Raw genomic sequence first — 21,503 nt, 5'->3', positions numbered from 1 at the left:
CGTTAAGCCCCCTAAAAACGAACCTCCGTTAATAATTTATGGTTTTTTGATCTTGATGGGTCCTGGTCCGCCAAGTGATGCCGGTGCATTTATCTTAGGTAATTCCGGCGCGCGATTGCCATTCTTTTTGAAGTAGGTGTAGTTACTTTGAATATGCTTCATCAGGTCATACTCGGCCCAAATTTTAAGGTCTTCATAGGAGGGTTTCCAGTACTCCATAAACCTTTGCACTTCTGTGCTGTCCGTCATGCCGGTAACGCGTTTCACAATTGTTCGGTTGTATCGCCTATCTACCTCACTTAGCTCCAATTCTTTCTTTGCAAACTGGGCGAAATGCTTGGCGCGGTTAGGCGTTTTGCCAAACAGCTCGTATACCCCCGTAATGGGATTTGTAAGGAAAGATAACGCAGGGGGCTTGCCATTGTAAAACGTGCCTTGTTTGCGGTAGCTGCCCATTACTTCGGCAAGTTCCTGCCGTTTGGTTTGTCCTACCACGCGCACTTCGCCAAGCTTTAATTCAGGCTGCATATATACCACCATGGCGTAGCCGTTATATGCCTGCCTTTGTGGTGTGTAATCTGTTTTGCTGAATTCGAGCGAATCACCTGCACTTGCTTTTATCATGAAGTTGCCGGCTTCATCGCTCATTCTAATCTCGTGATTGTTAAGATTAGTGACTAATACGTTTCCCATACGGGTATTAGATATTTTACGGTAGGTAACACCTGTTGCCTGTTGCGCGGCAACATTTGCAGTAAATAGGGTTAGCAGCAATAAAAGAGGCAAGAGGCACTTTACAGGCATAATGTTGAACTGCAAATTTACTGTATAATAACGAGTTGAAATGTGAAAATATGTTAAAGTAAATCTGTCACTTACATCTTATAGGTTAGCCGTTGGTTGGTTTAGGACTCATGTTTAGCCCTTATGATAGCTAACCTCTAATCAACTAAATTACTATCTTTGCACATGATAAAATCCATGACAGGGTACGGAATTGCCACCTCCGACTCGGGCCGTGCAAAATACACTGTAGAGATAAAATCTCTTAACAGCAAATTTCTTGAGCTGTCGTTACGGCTTCCCAAAATGTTTTCCGAAAAAGAGTTTCAGCTCCGTACTGATTGCAGCAAGCAAATAGAGCGCGGCAAGGTAAACCTTTCTATAAACGTAGAACAGGCGAATGAGACAGCCAAAGCAGCCGGCATAGATCGGGACCTGCTTAAAAATTACTATCAGCAATTAAAAGCGGTAAGCGAGGAGCTGAACGAGAACGGAGGAAACCTGCTGCAGTTGGCTTTAAGCCTGCCGGAAGTAGTGAGATACGAGGAAGATACCGTATCTGATGAGGAATGGAAACTGGTTGAAAAGACCTTTAAACAGGCCATGGATGCTTTTCAGCAGTTCAGAAGCGATGAAGGCAATGAACTGGAGCAAGATATAAAGTACCGCATAGGTGTTATTCTAAAGAACCTGGAGCTTGTGGAGGTTGAAGAGCCTAAACGGGTACCAGTGATACGTGAGCGGCTTAATCAGTTCCTGAGTGAAGCAGTAGGTGCAGAAAACATAGACAAGAACCGCTTTGAGCAGGAATTAATATACTACATAGATAAGCTGGATATAACTGAAGAAAAGATAAGGCTTAAAACCCATTGCGAGTATTTTTTAGAAACGCTGAAAAACGCCGATGCAAATGGTAAAAAGCTCGGCTTTATATCGCAGGAAATAGGGCGGGAGATAAACACCCTGGGCTCAAAAGCAAATGATGCCAATATGCAAAAGCTGGTGGTTGGCATGAAAGAGGAACTGGAAAAGATAAAAGAACAACTGCTTAACGTGCTGTAGCGCTTGTGGCTGATAACCATACATTATGAACCCCGAAGGTAAACTTGTTATATTCTCTGCCCCATCAGGCGCCGGCAAAACCACAATAGTTCATCACCTGCTTGGCAAAATGCCCGAGCTGGAGTTCTCCATATCGGCAACAACCCGCCCCGCGCGTGGCGATGAACAAACCGGTAAGGATTATTACTTCATCAGTAAAGAGGAATTCTTGCACCGCATTGCCAAAAAGCAGTTTGTTGAGTTTGAAGAGGTGTATAGCGGCACTTTTTATGGTACCCTGCGCACCGAGATAGAGCGTATTTGGGCAACAGGCAAAACTGTGATATTTGACATAGACGTAGAGGGCGGCATGCACTTAAAGCGTAAATACGGCGAGCAGGCGTTGGCTATATTTGTACAGCCGCCATCACTGGGAGTTTTAATAGAGCGCCTCACCGGCCGTGGTACAGACAGCGCTGAAAAACTACAGGAACGCTTTGCCAAAGCAGAAAAGGAGCTAAACTACGCGCCGCAATTTGATGTTATCCTGAAAAATTACGATCTTGACACGGCTTGTGCGGAAGCGGAGAAGCTGGTGAAAGATTTTATAAAATCCCCAACATTTTAAGGGGAGTTTTGCACTTAGAGTTAGGCTTACTAATAACATTATTCCCCCTTTAGGGGGCTAGGGGGCATGAAAATAGGCTTACTGTTCGGTTCGTTCAATCCAATACATGTAGGGCATTTAATTATTGCCAACTACATGGCCAATTATACCGCGCTTGATAAAGTGTGGCTGGTGGTGTCGCCTCAAAATCCGTTGAAGAAATATGGCGATCTGATTAACGCCTATGACAGGCTGGAGATGGCCAAGCTGGCAACGGAAAACGCTACTAACATTTCCGTAAGCGATGTGGAGATGAAGCTCCCGCAGCCATCTTATACAATTGATACGCTAGCGTTTCTGAAGGAAAAATACCCTGAGCACGAGTTTGCACTTATCATGGGATCAGACAACCTGGCAACCCTGCACAAGTGGAAGAACTACAAGCTCATCCTGCGCGATCACCAAATATTTGTTTATCCACGTCCCGGTTACGAAAATGCTGAATTTGCATCGCATCCATCTGTGACCATTACCATGACGCCGCAGATGGAGATATCTGCTACGTTCATTCGTAAATCCATTGCCGAAAAAAAGAACGTGCAATATTTTGTACCCGAATCTGTACTGCGGTTTATAGAGAGTAAAAGCTTGTACAAAATAGGCTAAAAGCAGAAAGTCTAAAGCAAAAAGCCTTTAAATACGCTGCTCTAGATTTCATCTTTAGTTTCGACGCTTACCTAGCCACTTTGCGAGTGCTTTTAGCTTTAGTCTTTTTGCTTTCAGCTAACAATCACTTTCAGCCTTAGTCTCTCTGCTTTCGGCTTTTACCTTTCCCCTTCATCTCCTATCTTTGCATTGTGAGCGAGAAAACCATTTTAAAACTACACCTGCCTACCGACCCGCTTTGGGTGAAGAACGTTGTAGAAAGCAATATTGAAGAACTGCTTACAGATCATGCCTTTTGCGAGCAGAAAGCAGCGAGTAATGCCATAACCCTCATTGTACAAAATCCTAATCTTGGCGAGCTGGTACAAGAAATGGCGATGCTGGTACAGGAAGAAATGGACCACTTTAAACGCGTGCACGACATTATACTGGAACGTGGCTTTACACTTGGCCGCGAGCGTAAGGACAACTATGTGAATGAACTGCGCAAGTTCATCATTATTGGCGGTGGCCGTGAGGCGCAGCTAATAGACCGTTTACTTTTCTCGGCAATGATAGAGGCCAGGAGCTGCGAACGCTTCAAAGTGCTTTCAGAAAACATAAATGACGAAGCGCTGGCCGAGTTTTATCATGAGCTGATGGTGAGCGAGGCCACACATTATTCTATGTTCATCAGGCTGGCTAAAAAGTATGCCGTAGAGATAGATGTAGATAAGCGCTGGAAGGAGTTCTTAGAGTACGAAGCAAGCGTGATACAAAACTACGGTAAGAGCGAAACCATCCACGGGTAAGTATCAATTGGTGCTTAGCGCTTGTGATCTGCAAGCAATTTAACCACCCGCTCCGTCTGGAATAAAGCCTACAACGTTTTTAAGATAGTTGTTCATCATTTCTATATCAACAACATCATTCATGTAGCTGATGTACATATCCGGCCTAACAATAATTGCCTTCCGCTGGCCGGGACCGATCTCAAAAGCATCCAGCACATGGCGGTTCTTGCCGGATGGCGGCAGGTGGAAAAAGTTTAATGTGCCCGCATACCGGAGAGTTATCCATTTAGCCAGCGTAAAAAGATAATCCTCTTTAATAGCGCCAACCGTGATGAGTGTAAAACCAGGTTTACTGCACCACGTGTGGATATCCGTCATGGCTTGTTTTTTCTCATCATATATCTCCAGGAATGGGAGGCGGTCACCTGCTTTAATTTTGGTAAGCTTACCCAGGTGAATGTTAAGTTTGCTGTCGCGATAGTTGATGCCCAATTGTGATACCTGATTGAAAAAGGTAGTTTTAAGCTTATCGTGGCTGCCAACAAACTTCAATATTCGTGGTGCTATATACTTCTTGAACAAGTTGTTTGCCCAACTTTGCGACGTTACTACGTTGAAAACACGATCTGTACTGTTAAGCAGATCCCGGGCCACAGGCATCCGCTCATCGGCATAGCTGTTTAAAATACTCACGTTCAGTTTTCCGTTTAATACCCCTGCCAGTTTCCATGCCAGGTTGTAAGCATCCTGCAGGCCGGTGTTCATGCCCTGTCCGCCAACAGGGGAGTGTATGTGCGCTGCGTCACCGATAAGAAAGGACCGACCGCTGCGGAATTTGTCGGCCATGCGGTGATGCAGTTTGTAGCTGGTGAACCAGTTTACTTGCAAAATATTAACCGGAGATCCGGTTACCTGTTGTAAGTGGGGTAGAACGTCATCTATTTGGAGGCTTTCCCGCTCGCTAAGGTCTGCCGGTATATTGCCAACTACCCTGTACTCGCCTGCTTCCGGCATCAGGAAAAAGCCGGCAAACCCTTTAGATGACAAAAAAAGATGTACAAAGTCGTCCTGAAATCCTTCGGCCAGTTTAACATCTGCCAGGTAGAACTTATGCTGGTACGTATCGCCATTGAAGGTTATACCGGCAGACTTACGTACAATGCTGTGCGCGCCATCTGCACCAATCAGCCAGTTGCAGGTTACTATCTGTTCTTGTCCGTTGTTCAGCAAAGTCACCTCGGTGTTATCAGCATTGTGCACAATACTTTGCAGGGTAGTGTTCCAGTATACTGGGCAACAGTTTAGGGTAAGGTAGTCCAGCAGTACGCGTTCGTTTTTGCTTTGCGGGTACATAAACACATACGGAAACGGCGTTAAACCTACGCCTGCTTTGCTCAGCGATAGTTCGGCCGCCGGTTTGCCCCAGATGTGTATAGCTGCTCCTGCGGCTGGTTTACCTTCGCTGACTACCCGATCTGCAAGGCCCATTTGCCGGTATATTTCCATAGAGCGGGCCTGTACCGCCAAAGCCTTGGACTGGTTGGTTGGCCCTTGTTTGGCATCAACAATAACCGGGATGATGCCATAACGCAGCAGCTGCGCCGCCATCATCAATCCTGATGGACCGGCGCCTATTATCAGCACGCTGGCATTTGCGGGTAGGGTCATGCAATTATTTATCCATGAAAGAGCAGGAAGATAGCCGGACGCTTACGTAAGTCGGGCACTTCTTTTTTCCAGGCAGCAATGGTTTTTGTTTTGATGAATTCGGTAGCTGCTGTAATATCACAGGCGATACACAATTTTGTTTGCGGCTTGCAGGTTTTCAGCACATCATCCAGCATGCTGTCGTTACGGAAAGGTGTCTCAATAAACAACTGCGTTTGCTTGGCTTTTTCTGTAGCGCTTTCCAGCTCTTTGATCTTTTGATTGCGGTCAGTTTTATTTATGGGCAAATAACCGTGAAAGGTAAAGCTTTGTCCGTTAAAGCCCGATGCCATCAGCGCTAGCAAAATAGAGCTTGGCCCAACCAGCGGTACTACGGTAATGCCCTTGCGGTGTGCTTCAGCAACTATATCGGCGCCAGGGTCGGCTATGCCGGGACAGCCTGCCTCACTCATCAGGCCCACATCTGTGCCTGCCAGCAGGCCTTTAAACAGCTCTGCCATGTTAGGGCTTTCACGGTGGTGTTTGCCATAGTCGTGAATGATCAGTTCGCTCTGCGGCGTTTTAAGCCCGGCTTCCTTTAAAAAACGCCTTGCTGTTTTTTCGTTCTCAACAATATACTCTTTAATGCTGTTAATCGTATTAACAAGATAGGGCGTGAATGACTTAGCCGCGGCATCATCGGCAAGTGGTACAGGTATTAAAAAAAGCGTTCCGTAACTCATTATGCAAATTGACGTTTTTTATTTAATTTAAGCTATCACTAAATTGATTTAAGTATGGCATCACTAGGCATAAATTGGTTTATAGAGGGCCGGATAGATTTTGAGCATAAGAAATACATCCTGCTGGATTACCTGCAAGAAATAAACCGGCATTTTGATAAGAGCCGCTTATACCCCAACCTGAGCGATCTTATTTTTCACTACAACAACTTACTAGATTTCAAGAACAATAAATCGGCCCTGCAGCAGGCGTTCCCTCAACGTCTCACTAAAGCAGATATAGAGGCGGTGAAACTCACCTATAAGAAGATTGTGGAAGATGATGAATCTATGAAAGAAATAGAAAGCATCATCTACTACGCGTTGGGTAAGATTAACCCGGCGATACAAACTGGCAAGGAGATCTACGATTTTGTGGAAAGCCGCCTGAACATTGACCCGGTGGGTGTGGTGCCATTGCTGCCTTACCACGGCTACTTTTCTTTACGAAACGGCAATCTTACCACCAATTACGTATACGAGTACCAGGTAAGTATTTTTGAGAATAAGGATGATAAATTCAGGGGAATAAATGTGCAATTTGTAGAAACTTACGAGCAGAGCATCAGCCATACACCCGAAGCGGTAAAGCTTGACCTGATCCGCCGCCGCAGGCACCTGCCTAACCCGGCATTATATCATGTAAGCAGCGACATTACTTTCCCGCTAGAGCAAACCTTGTTGCCGGTTGCAAAGCGGAGTTTGATAAAGTATATATCCAGCGCGGCTTAGTAAAGGGACTTAGAAGGTTGGTCGACTGTTTCGCTTCTGTTTGTTTCGCTTTAGGGCTTTAAAGACAATAGAATTTTTAAGCCATGTAAGATCAAGTGTTTACCTTTTTTAGCTAAAGTTTTTGTAGTGTTTTGGGTTGTTTCGCTTCGTTTTGGTAAAGCTTGGTAAACAGCTACTTAGGTAAAAATACTGTTTCGGGTGTTTCGCTTTACACAACCGAAACAGTACTTATATTATAGGCTTAGCTTAGCTTTTGCAAAGCAGCTTTAACCCTTGGCAATAAAGCCTCAATATCCTGCAGAGTACTTGCACCCACAGATGCTCTGAACCAGGCAACATCTTCACCTGTACCAAAAGCTGAAAACGGTACGAACGCTGCACCGGCTTCTTTGATAAGGTAGAAGTTTACATCTGCTGAATTGTTCAGAACAGTGCCATGCGGTGTGGTTTTACCGATGCAGTCAACTTTGATGGTAAGATAAATGGCACCCATAGGCTCAATGGAGTCAACGTTTAAACCTTCGGCCTTCATTTGCTGAAAACCCTGGTGCAGTGTGTTTAAGCTCGCCTGTATGTTGGACTTTAGCTGCTCCAGATAGGTGTCTACTGATGCTTCGTCTTTCAGGTATTCCGCCATAGCTACCTGTTCGGCTTTAGGTGCCCAGGCACCCATGTGACCTACAATAGCTTTCATATTATTGATGATAGCTGCAGGGCCAAATCCCCAGCCAACACGTACACCGGTAGCTGCAAAGCATTTAGAACCGCCGTCAACAAAAACAGTATAATCCTTAAGTTCCGGGCGGAGTGTTACCGGGTTGTAATGCTCGTGCTCACCAAACGTTAGCTGAGAGTATATCTGATCGTACAGTAAATACAATGGTTTTTGATCTGCTGAACGGCTTTTGTTTTCTTCAATCACCAGATCACAAATTTCCTCCAGGTCTTTCCTGCTGAACATGGTACCCGTTGGGTTTAACGGCGAGCAAAGTGCGAGCAGTGTAGCACCTTTTAAGTGCGGCCTTAACTCTTCTGCGGTAGGCATGAAGTTGTTTTCGGCACGTGTTTCTACAATGATGGGTTCGGCGCCGGTAAGATCACAATAGTGGTTATTGTTCCATGATGGTGCCGGGAAAACCACCCAGTCACCGGGATCAACCAATGCTAAATATGCCGAATAGATGAGTGGCCTTGAACCACCTGAGATTAGTATTTGGTTGGCAGCATACTCCAGGCACATACGGCTTTTTAGAAAGCCGAAAACGCTTTCGCGCAGGTTCAAGATGCCATCTGCAGGAGGGTAGTTGGTTTGGTTTTGATTATAGGCATTAACAATACCATCCTTTAGTTCGGCAGGAATAGGGTAGATATTGGAGTCAAAATCACCTATAGTTAGGTTAGCAATGTTCTGGCCCTGTTTTTTGAGTTCGTTTATCTCGCCTGCTATCTTTATGATCTCTGAGCCGCTTAAATTCTGCGCCAATATGGATACTTTCATCTGTAGAAATTTAGAGGGGCAAATATAGTATTTAGAATTAAGAGGCAGCCCATTAACAAAAAAGCCGGCATGAATTAACATGACGGCTTTAAAATATTTTGCATCCTGATTTCTAGGAGACGTAAGCTTTTCGCAGGCGTATGATCCGCATCCAGTGCATCATTTTCATTACTGGATATACCGGGTCTATCTCGAACCATTTAGCACCGAAGTTTGCGTTGTTCGGGCGCTTATGGTGATTATTCTGGAACAACTCGCCGAGCATTAAAAAGTCAAAAGGTGTTGTGTTTTTTGATTTGTCGTTATTATCAAAGTTTGCATAGCCATACTTGTGACCACACCAGTTTACAACCGCTCCGTGAATTGGACCCATCAATAAATGGATAGGCAGCAAAAGGAACATCCACCATTCAGTAGCAAATTGGACGTAAAAGGCGATGTACAAACCACCGAATATTAAACGTGATATAACCGAAGATCCTACATAGTCCAGAAATTTCCATTCCGGATAATTTCCTTTGAAGCGTTCCTCAGGGTCTTTCAGTCTTTTTTCATGCATTTTGTAGCTGATTGCTGTATACCACATCATCTGGAAAACATCCTTAAAAAAATGCGGTGAGTGCGGGTCTTTTTCGGTGTCACTATAAGCGTGGTGCTCTCTGTGCATAATTGCATAGGCACGTGGGTTCAAAAATGAGGACCCCTGGAAAACATAAGTCATTACATAAAAGGTGCGCTCGAAGAACTTATTAGTAGTGAACATTTTATGCGAGGCATACCTGTGCAGGAAAAATGTTTGAAAGAACAACGAGAAGAACCAGTGGCAAAGGAAAAAAATCAGTATGATCACAGTATGGGTATTTGGTAGTAGTTATTTATAATGATTACAAATATAACGATAAAAGCGGCGCAGTAGTTTCATAAACTTCAATTCTAATAAATAAAAAAGCCGCTCCGTATTAGGAGCGGCTTTTATTTATTAGATCAGAGCTGATTATACCTGTGCGTCGCGAAGTGCCTTAATGGTATCATGACCTTCGTTAATCAATTGTTGCTGTTGTGCAAGCAAGTGGCTGTGCTCTGGTAGTAAGCCGTTGTTTTCTGTTAATGCATCACGGTATGCTTTTTTGATAGCATCCTCGCCGCGTTCGCATTCTTCAAGAATTGATTTACGATCATGGCCGCTGAAAGTAGCTTTCACGTCCAACCAGGTACGGTGGATTGTACCAGTTACTGAGTTACCGGTTTCCAGTTCGCCACCAATTTGGCCAACTGCCTGGCTAAGCTCCTGTACAAAACGGCGGCTATCACCTGCAAAGCTTTCAAATACGGTTTTCAGATCGGCATCGCCTTCACCCAGGTCTTTAGACGCGCGGGTAAAGCCATCTACACGGTCATTATTAATCTCTATAAGGTCATTTAGTACTTCAACTGATTTTTCTGTAGTTTCCATGGTAGTTTATGTTGTTTGATGATTGTTATGCAACCACCATGCCATAATTAATTTGGAGTTAAATTAATTAAGAAAAACTTACTCCCGCAAGCTTTTACAAAGTGCAAACTCAAGTTAGAGCTTAACCAAAATAAGTGGTGCTGCGCGGCTTTAAAATGGGTTATCAGGAATGACCAGCAGTCCGATTTTGTTCAAAAGTGTTCAGCTTTTTTTGTTTCGAACGTATTTTGAACGCTTTATGAACACTTGTTAGCGGTAACCGAAAAACTGTGTAAACAGCATCAATATGCTTGTTTTTGGCCGATAATCTATACAGGATGCTTTAAAAACCACACCATTTCACAACGCTAAATGAAAATAAATTTGCAACCAATAGGGTAAGTTACAGGTGTAAAATCAATCTGCTGGAAACAAAAAACGGACGCCCGATAATGGCGTCCGTTTGATATTATATTGCTCGAGTTACGGCCTGCCGGGACGACCCGGGCGCTGGCCTTGCGACTGTTGTTGTTGCTGGCGCTGCTGCTCCTGTTGCTGGCGCTGTTGCTCTTGCTGCTGTTGCCTCTGCTGCTCTTGTTGCTGGCGCTGCTGATCCTGTTGTTGACGCTGTTGCTCTTGCTGCTGGCGTTGTTGATCTTGTTGTTGCCTTTGTTGCTCCTGCTGCTGGCGTTGCTGGTCACGCTGTTGTTGCATCTGCTGGCGTTGCTGCTCTTGTTGCTGCCTTTGCTGCTCGCGCTGTTGTTGCATCTGCTGCCTTTGCTGTTCCTGTTGTTGCTGGCGGGCTTGGTCTTGCTGCTGGCGTTGTACCTGCTGCTGTTGCATTTGGTCGCGCTGTTGTTGCATCTGCTGCCTTTGCTGTTCGCGTTGTTGCTGCATTTGCTGGCGTTGTTGATCCTGTTGCTGGCCTTGCTGCCCCTGCTGCTGGCGTTGTTGTTGGCGCTGCTGCTGCCATTGTTGCCTTTGCTGTTGTTGCTGCTGGCGTTGTTCGTCCGTTACCTGTCCACCCTGTTGCTGGCGTTGTTGCTGCCATTGCTGGCGCTGCTGCTCGCGCGCTTGTTGCTGTTGCTGGCGCTGCTGGTCGGTTTGTTGGCCTGGCTGTCCCTGCTGGCCCTGCTGCTGGCGTTGTTGTTCGCGCTGCTGCCGCCATTGTTGTGTTTGCTGTTGCTGCTGCTGGCGCTGTTCATCTGTAAGCTGGCCGCCTTGTTGCTGGCGTTGCTGCTGCCATTGTTGGCGCTGTTGCTCACGAGCCTGTTGTTGCTGTTGGCGCTGCTGGTCTGTTTGCTGGTTGTTCGTATTGTCGCCCGGGCGGCTGTTGCGGTATGTGCCCCCTTGCTGGCCGTTACCGTTGTTCATGCCGGGGCGGTTTATGTTGCCCGGGCTAGCCATTCCCCTGCGATCATTATTGATCCTGACATACCTGCTGTCCGGGTTGTTAGACCGTGCGTCGTTTGCCAGCCTTTGTGCGTTCTGGCCCTGTGTTACGGCTCCGAAGCGGCCGTCGTTCCGGCCAATACGCTGACCCGGATTCTGCTGGCGGTAAGCTGCTCCGTCCACTACTCGTGTTGGGCGTGCATTGCCGTTGGTGCGGATGTTAGGCCGGTAAAAATTAACCGAATTGTTGTTAATAACAGTACTGCCAGGGCGGTTAACGTTGGTTACATTGTACATACGTACCGGCCTGTTGGTGCGGCGTTGTATATCCTCACGGCGCGGCCCGCTAAAGAACTGACGGTTATTGTACCTGTAGGTGTCATGTATATAGCTGGAGCGTGCGTATATGGTACGTACCCTGGTATAAGGCACACAGTAGTTGTATACGTTAGGGGAGTTAATGTACGCGTACGGTGCAAACGACCAGTAATTGTCTGGTATATAATAGTTACTGCTATAAGCCAGATCAAAGCTTACCTGTGGTGTAAGCGGTGCCCATCCATAGTAGCCCTCGCTTTCGCGCCAGTCTACCCAGGCAGGTGCCCATTCGTTACCCGGTATCCATTCCCAGCCGTAATAGTCGTCATAGGTCCAGCGGCCGTAGTGGAACGCTGCCCAGCCCCAGTCATAGTCAGACACCCAGGTGTTACCATATTCGGTATACACCCAATGCCCGTTTGTTGCATACGGCCGAAAGTCCTGGTCTACATCAGGTACCCAAACATCGCCATACCTGGCATCATTAACCCATGTGCCGTAGGGCGATAGCTCATCGTAAAATTCCTGGTTAGATATATATCCGTTATTTTGGGTTTGGTATTCATCGTCCTGCGCCATGGTAACCGCAGGCGAGCAGGAAGAGAGCGCTAACGCTACAATGCCAAGTCCCAGTAATTTATTTAAGTATTTCATAATAGTATCTCGATAATAGAAGGTTTACAACATTAGGACTTAACTAACCTTAAAACGTTTAAACAATAAATAGTTTTCGGCCTTATTATCAGGAAGAAACAAACACCGGGTAAATTTTAAGATATTTCCCTGTCATCCGTATTTAAATTGAATATTTTTGCAAGCATAAATCTGATATCATGAGTACTGTAAACATTCCGCGCCTTGATCTGAACACCTACATCAACGGCTCTGCCGAAGAAAAGAAACAATTTTCTGATGCTATTGGCAAAGCCTTTAATGAAACCGGCTTTGTTACCATCACCAACCATGGCTTAAGCAAAGAGCTGATCGATAAATTGTACGAGCAGGTTAAAGCGTTATTTGCCTTACCCGAGGAAACTAAATTGCAGTATGAAGTACCAGAACTGGCAGGACAGCGCGGCTATACCGGTAAAAACAAAGAGACCGCTAAGGGCTTTAAAGTGCCTGATTTGAAAGAGTTTTGGCAGATAGGCCAGTTTTTGCCCGATGATGCTCCTGAAAAGGCAAGCTACCCGGATAATATGCAGGTGAAAGAATTACCTGATTTTAATACGATTACCGAAGAGGTTTATAAAAAGCTGGAAGCAGCAGGCAAGCACCTGTTGCGTGCTATTGCGGTGTACCTGGGTTTAAGCGAGAATTACTTTGATGATAAGGTGGAGCACGGCAACTCGATATTGCGTACGCTGCACTACTTCCCAATAACAGATCCGGATAGCCTGCCCGATGATGCCGTACGCGCCGGAGCGCACGAGGATATAAACCTCATAACCTTATTGATAGGTGCAAGTGCCGACGGGCTGGAGCTGCTTACCCGCGATAATACCTGGTTTCCGGTTACTGCCTTTGGCGAGGACTTGGTAGTGAACGTTGGCGATATGCTGCAAAGGCTCACTAACAACAAGCTAAAATCTACCACGCACAGGGTGGTGAACCCGCCACGCGAGCAGATGAAGAATTCGAGATTTTCTGTTCCGTTTTTCCTGCACCCAAAATCAGGTATGGACCTTACCTGCCTACCGTCGACAATTGATGCCAACCACCCAAAAATGTACGAAGATATTACTGCCGGCGAATACCTTGACGAGCGCCTGAGGGAGATAGGATTAAAGAAGTAAAAACAATATGATATTTGTAAGCCGGCCTACCAGCCGGCTTTTTTTATGAACATACTTTTACGGAGCAGCTATGTTCAGTAAAGTATTTGGCAGGTAAACCCCTAGAAATACTTGTCCAGTGTGAGCCCGTAGGTGAAGTTGAGGTTATCACTCCGCGTAATGTTCATTTTATTATAGTTGAGCGATGTGGTCAGGCTTATCCATTTACGCAGCTTAATGCCCAGCGTAGTGGTGGACCGTATGATGTAATCGTCGCCATTGGACAGTGAGCTTTGCAGGAAACTGCTTTCATCAAAGGTGAGCAAGTCTTTAAGCTGTAGGTGAAACTGCAGCCGGAGCGAATTGCGGTAAGTGTGGTAGATCAGGTCTGCAAGCAAATTGCTTTTATCGTACAGGATACCGTCGCTTAGGTTAAGATAGAGGTCTTTCTTGTCTATAATCTTATAGGCAATACCTGCCCCTGCTAAAAACTGGTTGTTAATGCCTAACGAGTAGCTTGTATTATAGTTAACCAGCCCCCAGTAGTAGAAATGCGGAAAGGTTTTGTACAGGTCGAAGTTTAAGGACGAAGAGAAATCGTTGTTGGTAAGCTCCCTGTTTTGTTTGCCATAAATCCAGGTGCTGCTTGAGTTTAAGACGATGCTTTTCTTTTTTACGCCGAAACCAAAGGAATTATTAAGCAGGTAGGCTCTGTCGTTATTGGTTTTGTTGATAGAACCTGTAGAAGCCAGAATAGCGTGATAGTAGGTGGAATCGTTGAATTGGGCATAAACCGCAGGGCACCAAAAAATGAACAGAGCCATTATCAACACCTTACTTGCCCGGCCCCTGCATACGTCTGCTTTAGTCATATAAGGGGTAACGCACGTTTATCGTGTCTGTTTGTAAACATCCTAAATGTACATTGGGCCGTATACCGTTAACGGCCTTAAATAATAAACCCGGGTTGCCGCAATGCAGCCCGGGTTTATAGGATGATGAGTGTTCCCGAACGATTAACTTTGAAAATACGTTCCGTTTTCCAAGTCTTCTAACAATGATACATGGGTAGGCTCCCAACCCAATGTATGTTTTGTTTTCTGGAACGAAGTAGGGTTGTCAATAGCAACAAAGTGTGCTATCCAGTCGAAATGCGCCGCGGCTTCTTCGGGTGTTTGCGATACCGCAGGCACGTTAAGGTGTTTGCTTATAACCTCCGCTATTTCACGCATGGGTACACCTTCTTCAGCAGCACCATGATATATTGCATTGGCAGCGCCTTTTTCCAGCGCCAGCCGGTATAAACGGGCAGCATCAAGGCGGTGCACAGCCGGCCAGCGGTTAGCGCCCTCGTTAACATAGGCTACAATACCTTTTTCCCTGGCAATATTAATAAGCGTAGGTACAAATCCGTGGTCGCCATCGCCGTGTACAGATGGCGACAAGCGCACTACTGATACGTTTACGCCGCGTGCCGCTACTACCGCGGCAGCTTCATCAGAAGCAAGGCGCGGGATGATGTCAGAAGTAACCGCCGGCTTGCTGTCTTCCGTAGCAATACCGTTGCCTGCTACTAAAGCGGTACCTGATGTAACAATAAGTGGGCGTTGTGAACCCTCTAATACCGAGCCCATGGCAATGATGATGTGGCGGTCGGCCTCGCAATTGGCCTTGTACTTAGAAAAATCGTGATTGAAAGCGGTGTGGATAACGCCATCGCATTGTGCTGCCCCTTGTTTTAGGCTTTCCAGGTCATCGATGTCTCCCCGGTGCGCATCTGCGCCCGCTGCAATAAGCGCCTGTGCAGAGGCATCTGAACGGGCAAGGCCAAGTACCTGGTGCCCTGCCGCTATAAGTTCCTGAACAACGGCTGAGCCTACAAAGCCCGAAGCGCCGGTTACAAATACTCGCATGTTTAATGTTTTTAGTTTAACAGATAAATTACCATGCAAAGGTGCGCTATGGCAGGTGCTATAGCGAGGACATTTGTCACCGTTTTAAATTACCGTTTAACTTGCGCGTTGCGGACGCGGCTTAAGGTTTCGCGCGATAAACCAAGGTAACTTGCTACCATATGGAGAGGTACGCGTGCAAATACGCCGGGGTGGGTACTGATGAATTCGTCGTATTTTTCTTCGGCAGATGAACTGATGGCACTGAAGATACGCTGCCTGCTGATACTAAGGCTGGCCGATTTAACTTTTTCTGAAAAGAGCTTGAGCTCTGGCATTACAGATAAAAACTCGTCAAAATCCTTTTTGGTCCACAGCAAAATACGGCTGTCTTCCAGCGCATCTACAATATAGTTTGATGGCGTTCGGTTTTCATAGCTTTCCGGATCGGTGGTCCAGTGGTTCTCGGGTGAAAACTGTATGATGTATTCCGTACCGTCCTCTTTGGTGCGATAGGTACGCAGTAGCCCTTTAATTACAAGTATCTTATAGCGGCAGATCTCGCCTTTACCCAGGATGATTTCCTTTTTACGCACAATGCGTTCCGTTGCACGGGAATACAAAAGCTCCAGCTCACTTTCAGAAAGCTCGGCATGGGTTTTCATGTACGATAGAAATTCATCAAACATCATGTCAAAAATACAGGCTTTTAGCTGCTCTTTTTAAACAATCTGGTAAGAAAGTTCCCCTCATCGCTTTTTTTCTCCCGCGGCGGACCAATCAGGAAACCAATATCATTTAATGGCTCGCAGTTGTCGCAAACGATCTTGAAGATGCCCAATAAAGGCACGGCTACCACCATGCCGGCTATCCCCCAAACTTCCTCGCCGACGACAATTATGAGAATGGTAAAGACGGGATTAATGTTGAGCCTGTCGCCCACCACTAACGGTTCCAGTATATAGGTCTGCAACAGCTGTACGCACCCATAGGTGATGAGAATGCCAGCAATAGTGCCGGAATCGCCACCCTGTGCAAGTGACATTAACACCGTAATGGATGTGCCTGTAACGTTACCGGCAAACGGAACCAGCTCCAGTATACCGCATAAAATAGCAAAGAAAATGGCATTCTTCACGCCAACAATAGAAAAGCCGATGCCGTACATTACCCACAACATCACAATCATGAGGCCCAAGCCGCCAAGGTAACTTTGTGTAACCGAGCTTGCATTTTGCAGTACATCTTTTGCGGTTTCGCGGTTACTGCGGCTTAGCAGGCGCAGTATAAACGCTTTAAAATGAGCACGGAAGTAAATGAACAAAAAGGTATAAACCAGCACCAGTATCGCATCGATCAGTATACCGGCGAATGAACCTACAAGGGTAGTAATAAGCCCGGTTACACGTTCCATACCGCCACCCTGCTGCTCTTTTATCATCTTTTGCTGCTCGGCTTTGGATATGCCGAAGCTGTTTTGAATGTAGCTTTTTACCCCTTCAATAAGAGATGCAACCCGTTTCTCAATTTTAGAGAGGTCCTGCAACAGGTCACTCAACTGTGTTTCCAGCAGGAAAATCACGCCGCTGATCAGCAAAAGCAGGCAGATAACACTTAAAAGAGAGGCTATACCATTATTAACACCCCGGCGCTGCAGCCAATGGCAAACAGGCAGCAGCAGCATAGCCAGTATGGCACCAAATGTTAGCGGTATAAATACCGGCGCCCCCAAGTACAGTATCCCAAAAACCAATACAAAGAGCAGTAGAATGCGGAGCGTTTGGTTAAAGTTGTTTACGGTAGTCAAAGTACTGGCAAATAAGTGTGGGATGAAATGAATAACACCTTAATCCTGCGCGCGCAGGCTGCAAGATTAAGGTGTGAATATGATCGGGCTGTTAGCCCAGAATCCTTTTTTTAATGTAATCTACGGCTGAGTCCGGAAGGTCGTTACCAGCGGTTTGCACCAATGTGCCGTCTTGCTGTAAGGTAAGCTCGGCGGTGATGTTGTCGTCTATACAAACGTTAAACTTGTCTTGTTCCTTTACTACGGTGCACGACAACTCGCGACCGGAATAGTGTATCATAAACTCGTATTTACCGTCTTTTTCTGCAGGAGCGGTGTCTTTTTCGTCAATCATAGGTTTGGTATTTTAGTTATAACACCAAATGTGCCTTCATGTTTTTAAACAAAAAAAGAGAAAACCGGGAGGTCTTCTCTTTTATGCTTTTTACTGATCTTATTATTAAATCATAAAGAACGTTAGGTTTATAACTGGTTTAATAATATTACAAATATAATGTCTATAGGATTACAGGGTTAACACTATTTGTTAACAAAGCTCACGTATTTAACATTTGCTCAATTTTTTTTGATGTATTTGCTTCTGAGTTGTTGTAAAAGGCGTATACCGCGCTGCAGTAAAGAACCCTTTCGGTTCTTAAGAAAGTATTTGATAGCGTTATAAGCCGGTATATTTTCCTGAATAATATCCGGAAAATATTTAACGGGCTGCTTAGCTATTTGTACCGTGTAGGTACTTTCTATGTTGGAATGTGTGCCGCTGCCATCGTGCCCGATGTTGTGCACCAGCGAATGTGAAGGATTTAGGGTAAGCCCGCCTTTTAAAAACACGGAAGCATACCACCGTATAGCCCACGAGTTGTTTTTGCCTGCTTTAAAATCTTCCATTTGTCTCCAGAAGTTCATACTGTGCTCAATAGAAAACTGGTTGATCTTTTCTTTATCAAACTGCCGCATCAGTTTATCTACATCCGGTTCAAAGTTGTCCCAGGCGCGTTTCCAGGTGGCCCAGCCCCAGCTAAATGCAGCACGAAAGAAAAAGGTCTCAGGCAGGGTTTTATCCGGAAGGTTAAACATATATGCGCCAATGTGCATCACCTTGTCTTCATTTACATAACGATCAAGCGCATCGTTAAAGAACTGCAGCGTATATGGTGAGGAAAGCAGGTCGTCTTCATACACTATTACTTTGCCATAATCATTTACCAAGTGTGTTACTCCGCTGATGATAGAATTTGCCAGCCCAAGGTTTTGCGGCCGCTCTATTACTTTAACAGATTTAAACCCGGTAGTTTGGGCAGCAATTTCACGTACCTGCTGTACGCTGGCGTTATCTGCATCTGTCTTTGGCCCGTCGCAGAAAATGAACAACCGGGATTCATCTGCCAACAGGTTTTTTTGTAAATAGCTTATTGTCCGCCGGGTGTGTTCCGGGCGGTTGTAAACAAATAGCGCTATAGGGGCAAGGGTCGACAATTAACAAAGATGTGGATAGTTCGAACTAAAATATATTTGCCTGTTTACCTGTTTTGCTGCAAAGCACTGTGTAGGCATTGGCGTAACGCTCGGTAGCTTTTTCGCCGCCAAGCTTACTCAGGGTGCCTTTCACTGCAAATTCCGCAGCAATTTTGAGGTCGGTTACAAGGCTTTTTGATTTCTTTTGGTTGATGTAAGTATTAAACTTAGTTACCTCCGGTTCAATCATCGAAGTAAGATCTTTTTCCACTTCGTACCCTTCTGTTTTAAGCAGGTACCGCAGTGAGGTTGGTGTATATACATTAATGTGCCCATAAGCCAGGAAATGGTTTATACGCTTATCTACACCAGGTTTATAATCCAGCGGAATTTCTATAACGAAGTTTTTAGCCACGCGTTTAAGCTCCCTTAGTAGCAGGCGCTCGTGTTCTACGTGTTCTAATACATGGGAGAGGATGATGAGATCAAAACTGTCATCTTCAAACGGGAGATGATAACCATCAAATTCCTGTACGGATGCAAGCCCTTTTATATCTCTTGCTTGTATATGCGCTACACCGCTTGCTGATATTTCTACAGCATGGTACTCCGGGGCAAAGTTTGCGTCGGCAAGATATTTTAGTATACTGCCGTCACCTGCACCAACTTCCAGCACCTTTTTAAACGTTTTACCAGCACAAACCTCAATAATATGCTGAGCCTTGTATTTGGCACCCAGCATGCGCCAGGCTTCGTCATGTTTTTGATAGAATTCGTCGTATGCGGTTTTTACGTTACCGCTTAATTTGTCATCAGCCATAATTATATATCAAGGCAGTTTTCAGCTTTGTAGAATATGGATGTGGATTTACGATAGAACAAACCAGGCGAAATACCGCTGAAGGAGAGTTCCCGGTAGCCGGCCGCTCTTAAGAAATCACCGCCTTCTTTATAAATACTGCGTTCCGAGTCGTCCAGTACCACTACACCATCGGGGTTAAGTGCCGCCAGCGATTGCTTACAGCAATTTACCCTATCGCGACCATCAACTATAATAATGTCAAATTTTTTATTAAGCGTTAAGGGCATGCGGCAATACTCACCATCTTTTTGCAACGCTGAAAAGATGATCTCCGAATTTTTGGTTCGCTTTGGTGAGTTTTTTATCTTGTTGTACCATTCTTTGTCGTGCTCTACCGAAACAACGTCGCCGGCAAGCCGCGCATAAAAGTAAGTGGAGTTGCCAGAGCCAAATTCAAAAACCGATAGCTTCTTGTTTAGCCTGCCTTCTATAAAATCGATGAAGGAGTAAGTTACCCATGGAATAGGACGGCCTTCCCCATCTACCGGAGATTTGCTGTCGAAAGCTTTGAACCAGCCTATCTGAGCCAGGTAGCCCTTGTTACCAAATGATAGCAACGAACGCAAATGCGACGGCTTGGACAGTACTTTTATTAATGACGAAAATGTGCTCAACGGTTTGTTAGTTTTTGAAAAAGTGAAATTAAAAATAATGATCGTAACATCATTACTCCCTGCTGCCTTGTTTTTGGGATAAGTATAATAAAAAACGTAGCCACACCATAAGCTATAAGCGTAGCGTAAGCTGCGCCAATAATGCCATATGCGGGTATAAGAAAGATATTTAATACGATATTAACCACAGCCCCGATACCGGTGCGAAGCATAGAAAGTTTAAAATAACCTTCGGCAATTAAATATTGCCCGCTTGCGCTTCCCAGGAAAACGAATACACCAGCCCATACATGTACTGATAGCACAGGCGCTCCGGGCCAATAAGCCGGCTTATACAGCAGGTGGAAGATCAGGTTAGAACCCAGACTCATTACCAGTGCTATGCCTACGCTAAGTACAATCATCAGATCATACATGTTCTGGAGGCGTTTATGATAGCGCTCCGGATCTGTTTTGCGGGCATGTATCAGGGCAGGGAACACAGAAGATACTATTGCCACCGGAATAAAGTACCAGTTCTCACTTAAAGCAGCGGCGTTTACATAAACGCCTAGTTCACTCGCTTTGGTAAACATGGGTATCATTACCTGGTCTATTTTCATGTATATAGTTACCAGGATGGCCGAGAATGCGAGCGGCCACGAATGTTTAAGCAAGTAGCCCGTGATGCGCTTATCGTATCGCCATTCGCTGATGCTGTTGCCATTTCTTTTATATAGCACCAGGTAGCCTAATGCCAATAATGCGGTATCAAACAACAGCGACCAGATAAACCAGATCAGTGACAGCTTAAGTACGATGAACACAAGCTTGATTAAAGCGGAAATAATATTTCCGGATACCTGCACATACATAATGTTTTTTCCCTGCACCCGGGACTGGAAAAAGCTGTCGACAATGTTTACGGACTGCACTGCCGAGGAACAGGCAACTATTAATACATAGGTAAGCGGAGTTTCCAGCGGCTTAGCTAAGGATAGCAGTAGGTAAACAACATACACCAGCGGCAGGGTTAATATACCGGCTGTAAGCCGCATCCAAAAAGCTGTGCCTAACAGGGTGTTTTTACGTTCAGGATGGTTCAGCAGTTCGCGGGTGATGAAACCGTCGAGTCCAAGGGCGGCAATAGCCATTGTAAAGGTTACAATAGCCATAGGGTAATTTAAGATGCCAAACTGTTCAGTACTTAAATACCTGGACAGCAACACGCTGTTGATTAGAAACTTGACCACCATGCTGCCCACCCTGGCAATCAGCAGCCAACCTGTATTCTTAAAATACTTTTCTAAAGCTTGCTGATCAAAACCGGGAATGCTTGGTATGCGCATGGTAGCTGGCAAAGATAGTAATTAGGGGGCATTGATTAGTGTACAGAGGCTGGGTGGTTTTGCAAACACCGGGTACAAAAAAGGCATCCGTAAAACGAATGC

General features: G+C 45.5%; 22 protein-coding genes. 6 read left to right on the top strand and 16 right to left on the bottom strand.

Annotated elements, in window-relative coordinates; translation table 11 throughout:
- Positions 1 to 36: 36 nt before the first annotated feature.
- Positions 37 to 804 (bottom strand): hypothetical protein, encoded by a 768-nt coding sequence (locus tag DYU05_RS18155; protein ID WP_117384567.1) that lies wholly within the window; start codon positions 802 to 804, stop codon positions 37 to 39.
- A 165-nt stretch (positions 805 to 969) separates the two neighbouring features.
- Here DYU05_RS18155 and DYU05_RS18150 point away from each other — a divergent pair, with 165 nt between their 5' ends.
- The 4 genes from DYU05_RS18150 (at position 970) to miaE (ending at position 3,888) form a co-directional block, all read left to right on the top strand.
- Positions 970 to 1,845, top strand: coding sequence for a YicC/YloC family endoribonuclease (locus tag DYU05_RS18150; protein ID WP_235854056.1), 876 nt, complete (start codon positions 970 to 972; stop codon positions 1,843 to 1,845).
- Positions 1,846 to 1,870: 25 nt separating this feature from the next.
- Positions 1,871 to 2,452 carry a guanylate kinase gene (gene gmk / locus DYU05_RS18145; RefSeq protein ID WP_117384565.1) on the top strand — a complete coding sequence of 194 codons (582 nt, stop codon included), beginning with the start codon at positions 1,871 to 1,873 and terminating at the stop codon, positions 2,450 to 2,452.
- A 66-nt stretch (positions 2,453 to 2,518) separates the two neighbouring features.
- Entirely contained in the window at positions 2,519 to 3,097 is a 579-nt protein-coding gene (gene nadD / locus DYU05_RS18140; RefSeq protein WP_117384564.1) for a nicotinate (nicotinamide) nucleotide adenylyltransferase, read from the top strand.
- 191 nt (positions 3,098 to 3,288) lie between these two features.
- Entirely contained in the window at positions 3,289 to 3,888 is a 600-nt protein-coding gene (gene miaE, locus DYU05_RS18135; RefSeq protein WP_235854055.1) for a tRNA-(ms[2]io[6]A)-hydroxylase, read from the top strand.
- 39 nt (positions 3,889 to 3,927) lie between these two features.
- Here miaE and DYU05_RS18130 read toward each other — a convergent pair whose 3' ends face one another.
- Both DYU05_RS18130 and DYU05_RS18125 read right to left on the bottom strand, forming a co-directional pair.
- Positions 3,928 to 5,538, bottom strand: coding sequence for an FAD-dependent monooxygenase (locus DYU05_RS18130; protein ID WP_117384563.1), 1,611 nt, complete (start codon positions 5,536 to 5,538; stop codon positions 3,928 to 3,930).
- Positions 5,539 to 5,546: 8 nt separating this feature from the next.
- Positions 5,547 to 6,260 (bottom strand): SAM-dependent methyltransferase, encoded by a 714-nt coding sequence (locus DYU05_RS18125; protein ID WP_117384562.1) that lies wholly within the window; start codon positions 6,258 to 6,260, stop codon positions 5,547 to 5,549.
- A gap of 54 nt (positions 6,261 to 6,314) precedes the next feature.
- Between DYU05_RS18125 and DYU05_RS18120 the strand changes: the two genes are divergently transcribed.
- Complete coding sequence (locus DYU05_RS18120) at positions 6,315 to 7,031, top strand: hypothetical protein (RefSeq protein ID WP_117384561.1); 717 nt, start codon at positions 6,315 to 6,317, stop codon at positions 7,029 to 7,031.
- A gap of 241 nt (positions 7,032 to 7,272) precedes the next feature.
- Here DYU05_RS18120 and DYU05_RS18115 read toward each other — a convergent pair whose 3' ends face one another.
- From DYU05_RS18115 to DYU05_RS18100, 4 genes are all read right to left on the bottom strand, one after another.
- On the bottom strand, positions 7,273 to 8,529 hold the full coding sequence (locus DYU05_RS18115; RefSeq protein WP_117384560.1) for a pyridoxal phosphate-dependent aminotransferase: 1,257 nt from the start codon (positions 8,527 to 8,529) through the stop codon (positions 7,273 to 7,275).
- A gap of 112 nt (positions 8,530 to 8,641) precedes the next feature.
- A complete protein-coding gene (locus DYU05_RS18110; RefSeq protein ID WP_117384559.1) occupies positions 8,642 to 9,379 on the bottom strand; it encodes an acyl-CoA desaturase in 738 nt (245 codons plus the stop codon).
- Between the two features lie 144 nt (positions 9,380 to 9,523).
- On the bottom strand, positions 9,524 to 9,982 hold the full coding sequence (locus tag DYU05_RS18105; protein ID WP_117384558.1) for a ferritin-like domain-containing protein: 459 nt from the start codon (positions 9,980 to 9,982) through the stop codon (positions 9,524 to 9,526).
- Positions 9,983 to 10,444: 462 nt separating this feature from the next.
- Positions 10,445 to 12,325 carry a DUF6600 domain-containing protein gene (locus DYU05_RS18100; RefSeq protein WP_117384557.1) on the bottom strand — a complete coding sequence of 627 codons (1,881 nt, stop codon included), beginning with the start codon at positions 12,323 to 12,325 and terminating at the stop codon, positions 10,445 to 10,447.
- 179 nt (positions 12,326 to 12,504) lie between these two features.
- Between DYU05_RS18100 and DYU05_RS18095 the strand changes: the two genes are divergently transcribed.
- Positions 12,505 to 13,467 (top strand): isopenicillin N synthase family dioxygenase, encoded by a 963-nt coding sequence (locus tag DYU05_RS18095; RefSeq protein WP_117384556.1) that lies wholly within the window; start codon positions 12,505 to 12,507, stop codon positions 13,465 to 13,467.
- Positions 13,468 to 13,568: 101 nt separating this feature from the next.
- Here the strand turns inward: DYU05_RS18095 and DYU05_RS18090 are convergent, their stop codons facing one another.
- From DYU05_RS18090 to DYU05_RS18050, 9 genes are all read right to left on the bottom strand, one after another.
- Positions 13,569 to 14,318: a DUF481 domain-containing protein gene (locus DYU05_RS18090; RefSeq protein WP_235854054.1), complete on the bottom strand. Its 750-nt coding sequence runs from the start codon at positions 14,316 to 14,318 to the stop codon at positions 13,569 to 13,571.
- A gap of 144 nt (positions 14,319 to 14,462) precedes the next feature.
- Entirely contained in the window at positions 14,463 to 15,359 is an 897-nt protein-coding gene (locus DYU05_RS18085; RefSeq protein ID WP_117384555.1) for an SDR family oxidoreductase, read from the bottom strand.
- Positions 15,360 to 15,448: 89 nt separating this feature from the next.
- Complete coding sequence (locus tag DYU05_RS18080; protein WP_235854053.1) at positions 15,449 to 16,003, bottom strand: Crp/Fnr family transcriptional regulator; 555 nt, start codon at positions 16,001 to 16,003, stop codon at positions 15,449 to 15,451.
- A 44-nt stretch (positions 16,004 to 16,047) separates the two neighbouring features.
- Positions 16,048 to 17,145, bottom strand: a complete 1,098-nt coding sequence (locus DYU05_RS18075) for an AI-2E family transporter (protein ID WP_165852104.1) — start codon at positions 17,143 to 17,145, stop codon at positions 16,048 to 16,050.
- A 91-nt stretch (positions 17,146 to 17,236) separates the two neighbouring features.
- Complete coding sequence (locus tag DYU05_RS18070) at positions 17,237 to 17,479, bottom strand: hypothetical protein (RefSeq protein WP_117384552.1); 243 nt, start codon at positions 17,477 to 17,479, stop codon at positions 17,237 to 17,239.
- 221 nt (positions 17,480 to 17,700) lie between these two features.
- Positions 17,701 to 18,618 carry a glycosyltransferase gene (locus DYU05_RS18065; protein WP_117384551.1) on the bottom strand — a complete coding sequence of 306 codons (918 nt, stop codon included), beginning with the start codon at positions 18,616 to 18,618 and terminating at the stop codon, positions 17,701 to 17,703.
- A gap of 25 nt (positions 18,619 to 18,643) precedes the next feature.
- Positions 18,644 to 19,417: a class I SAM-dependent methyltransferase gene (locus tag DYU05_RS18060; protein WP_117384550.1), complete on the bottom strand. Its 774-nt coding sequence runs from the start codon at positions 19,415 to 19,417 to the stop codon at positions 18,644 to 18,646.
- Positions 19,418 to 19,419: 2 nt separating this feature from the next.
- Positions 19,420 to 20,073: a class I SAM-dependent methyltransferase gene (locus DYU05_RS18055; protein ID WP_117384549.1), complete on the bottom strand. Its 654-nt coding sequence runs from the start codon at positions 20,071 to 20,073 to the stop codon at positions 19,420 to 19,422.
- The gene (locus DYU05_RS18050; protein WP_117384548.1) at positions 20,070 to 21,401 is read right to left on the bottom strand and encodes a flippase; all 1,332 of its coding nucleotides are present in this window, start codon (positions 21,399 to 21,401) and stop codon (positions 20,070 to 20,072) included. The genes DYU05_RS18055 and DYU05_RS18050 overlap by 4 nt, the downstream gene beginning before the upstream one ends.
- Positions 21,402 to 21,503: the final 102 nt, after the last annotated feature.

Source organism: Mucilaginibacter terrenus, assembly GCF_003432065.1.
GTDB classification, from domain to species: Bacteria; Bacteroidota; Bacteroidia; order Sphingobacteriales; family Sphingobacteriaceae; genus Mucilaginibacter; species Mucilaginibacter terrenus.
This window is presented reverse-complemented; position numbering and strand designations above follow the sequence as displayed.

Coding starts and splice junctions, on each gene's coding strand:
- DYU05_RS18155 (WP_117384567.1), bottom strand. CDS start 804: ATGCCTGTAAAGTGCCTCTTGCCTCTTTTATTGCTGCTAACCCTATTT.
- DYU05_RS18150 (WP_235854056.1), top strand. CDS start 970: ATGATAAAATCCATGACAGGGTACGGAATTGCCACCTCCGACTCGGGC.
- gmk (WP_117384565.1), top strand. CDS start 1,871: ATGAACCCCGAAGGTAAACTTGTTATATTCTCTGCCCCATCAGGCGCC.
- nadD (WP_117384564.1), top strand. CDS start 2,519: ATGAAAATAGGCTTACTGTTCGGTTCGTTCAATCCAATACATGTAGGG.
- DYU05_RS18130 (WP_117384563.1), bottom strand. CDS start 5,538: ATGACCCTACCCGCAAATGCCAGCGTGCTGATAATAGGCGCCGGTCCA.
- DYU05_RS18125 (WP_117384562.1), bottom strand. CDS start 6,260: ATGAGTTACGGAACGCTTTTTTTAATACCTGTACCACTTGCCGATGAT.
- DYU05_RS18120 (WP_117384561.1), top strand. CDS start 6,315: ATGGCATCACTAGGCATAAATTGGTTTATAGAGGGCCGGATAGATTTT.
- DYU05_RS18115 (WP_117384560.1), bottom strand. CDS start 8,529: ATGAAAGTATCCATATTGGCGCAGAATTTAAGCGGCTCAGAGATCATA.
- DYU05_RS18105 (WP_117384558.1), bottom strand. CDS start 9,982: ATGGAAACTACAGAAAAATCAGTTGAAGTACTAAATGACCTTATAGAG.
- DYU05_RS18100 (WP_117384557.1), bottom strand. CDS start 12,325: ATGAAATACTTAAATAAATTACTGGGACTTGGCATTGTAGCGTTAGCG.
- DYU05_RS18095 (WP_117384556.1), top strand. CDS start 12,505: ATGAGTACTGTAAACATTCCGCGCCTTGATCTGAACACCTACATCAAC.
- DYU05_RS18090 (WP_235854054.1), bottom strand. CDS start 14,318: ATGACTAAAGCAGACGTATGCAGGGGCCGGGCAAGTAAGGTGTTGATA.
- DYU05_RS18085 (WP_117384555.1), bottom strand. CDS start 15,359: ATGCGAGTATTTGTAACCGGCGCTTCGGGCTTTGTAGGCTCAGCCGTT.
- DYU05_RS18080 (WP_235854053.1), bottom strand. CDS start 16,003: ATGAAAACCCATGCCGAGCTTTCTGAAAGTGAGCTGGAGCTTTTGTAT.
- DYU05_RS18070 (WP_117384552.1), bottom strand. CDS start 17,479: ATGATTGACGAAAAAGACACCGCTCCTGCAGAAAAAGACGGTAAATAC.
- DYU05_RS18060 (WP_117384550.1), bottom strand. CDS start 19,417: ATGGCTGATGACAAATTAAGCGGTAACGTAAAAACCGCATACGACGAA.
- DYU05_RS18050 (WP_117384548.1), bottom strand. CDS start 21,401: ATGCGCATACCAAGCATTCCCGGTTTTGATCAGCAAGCTTTAGAAAAG.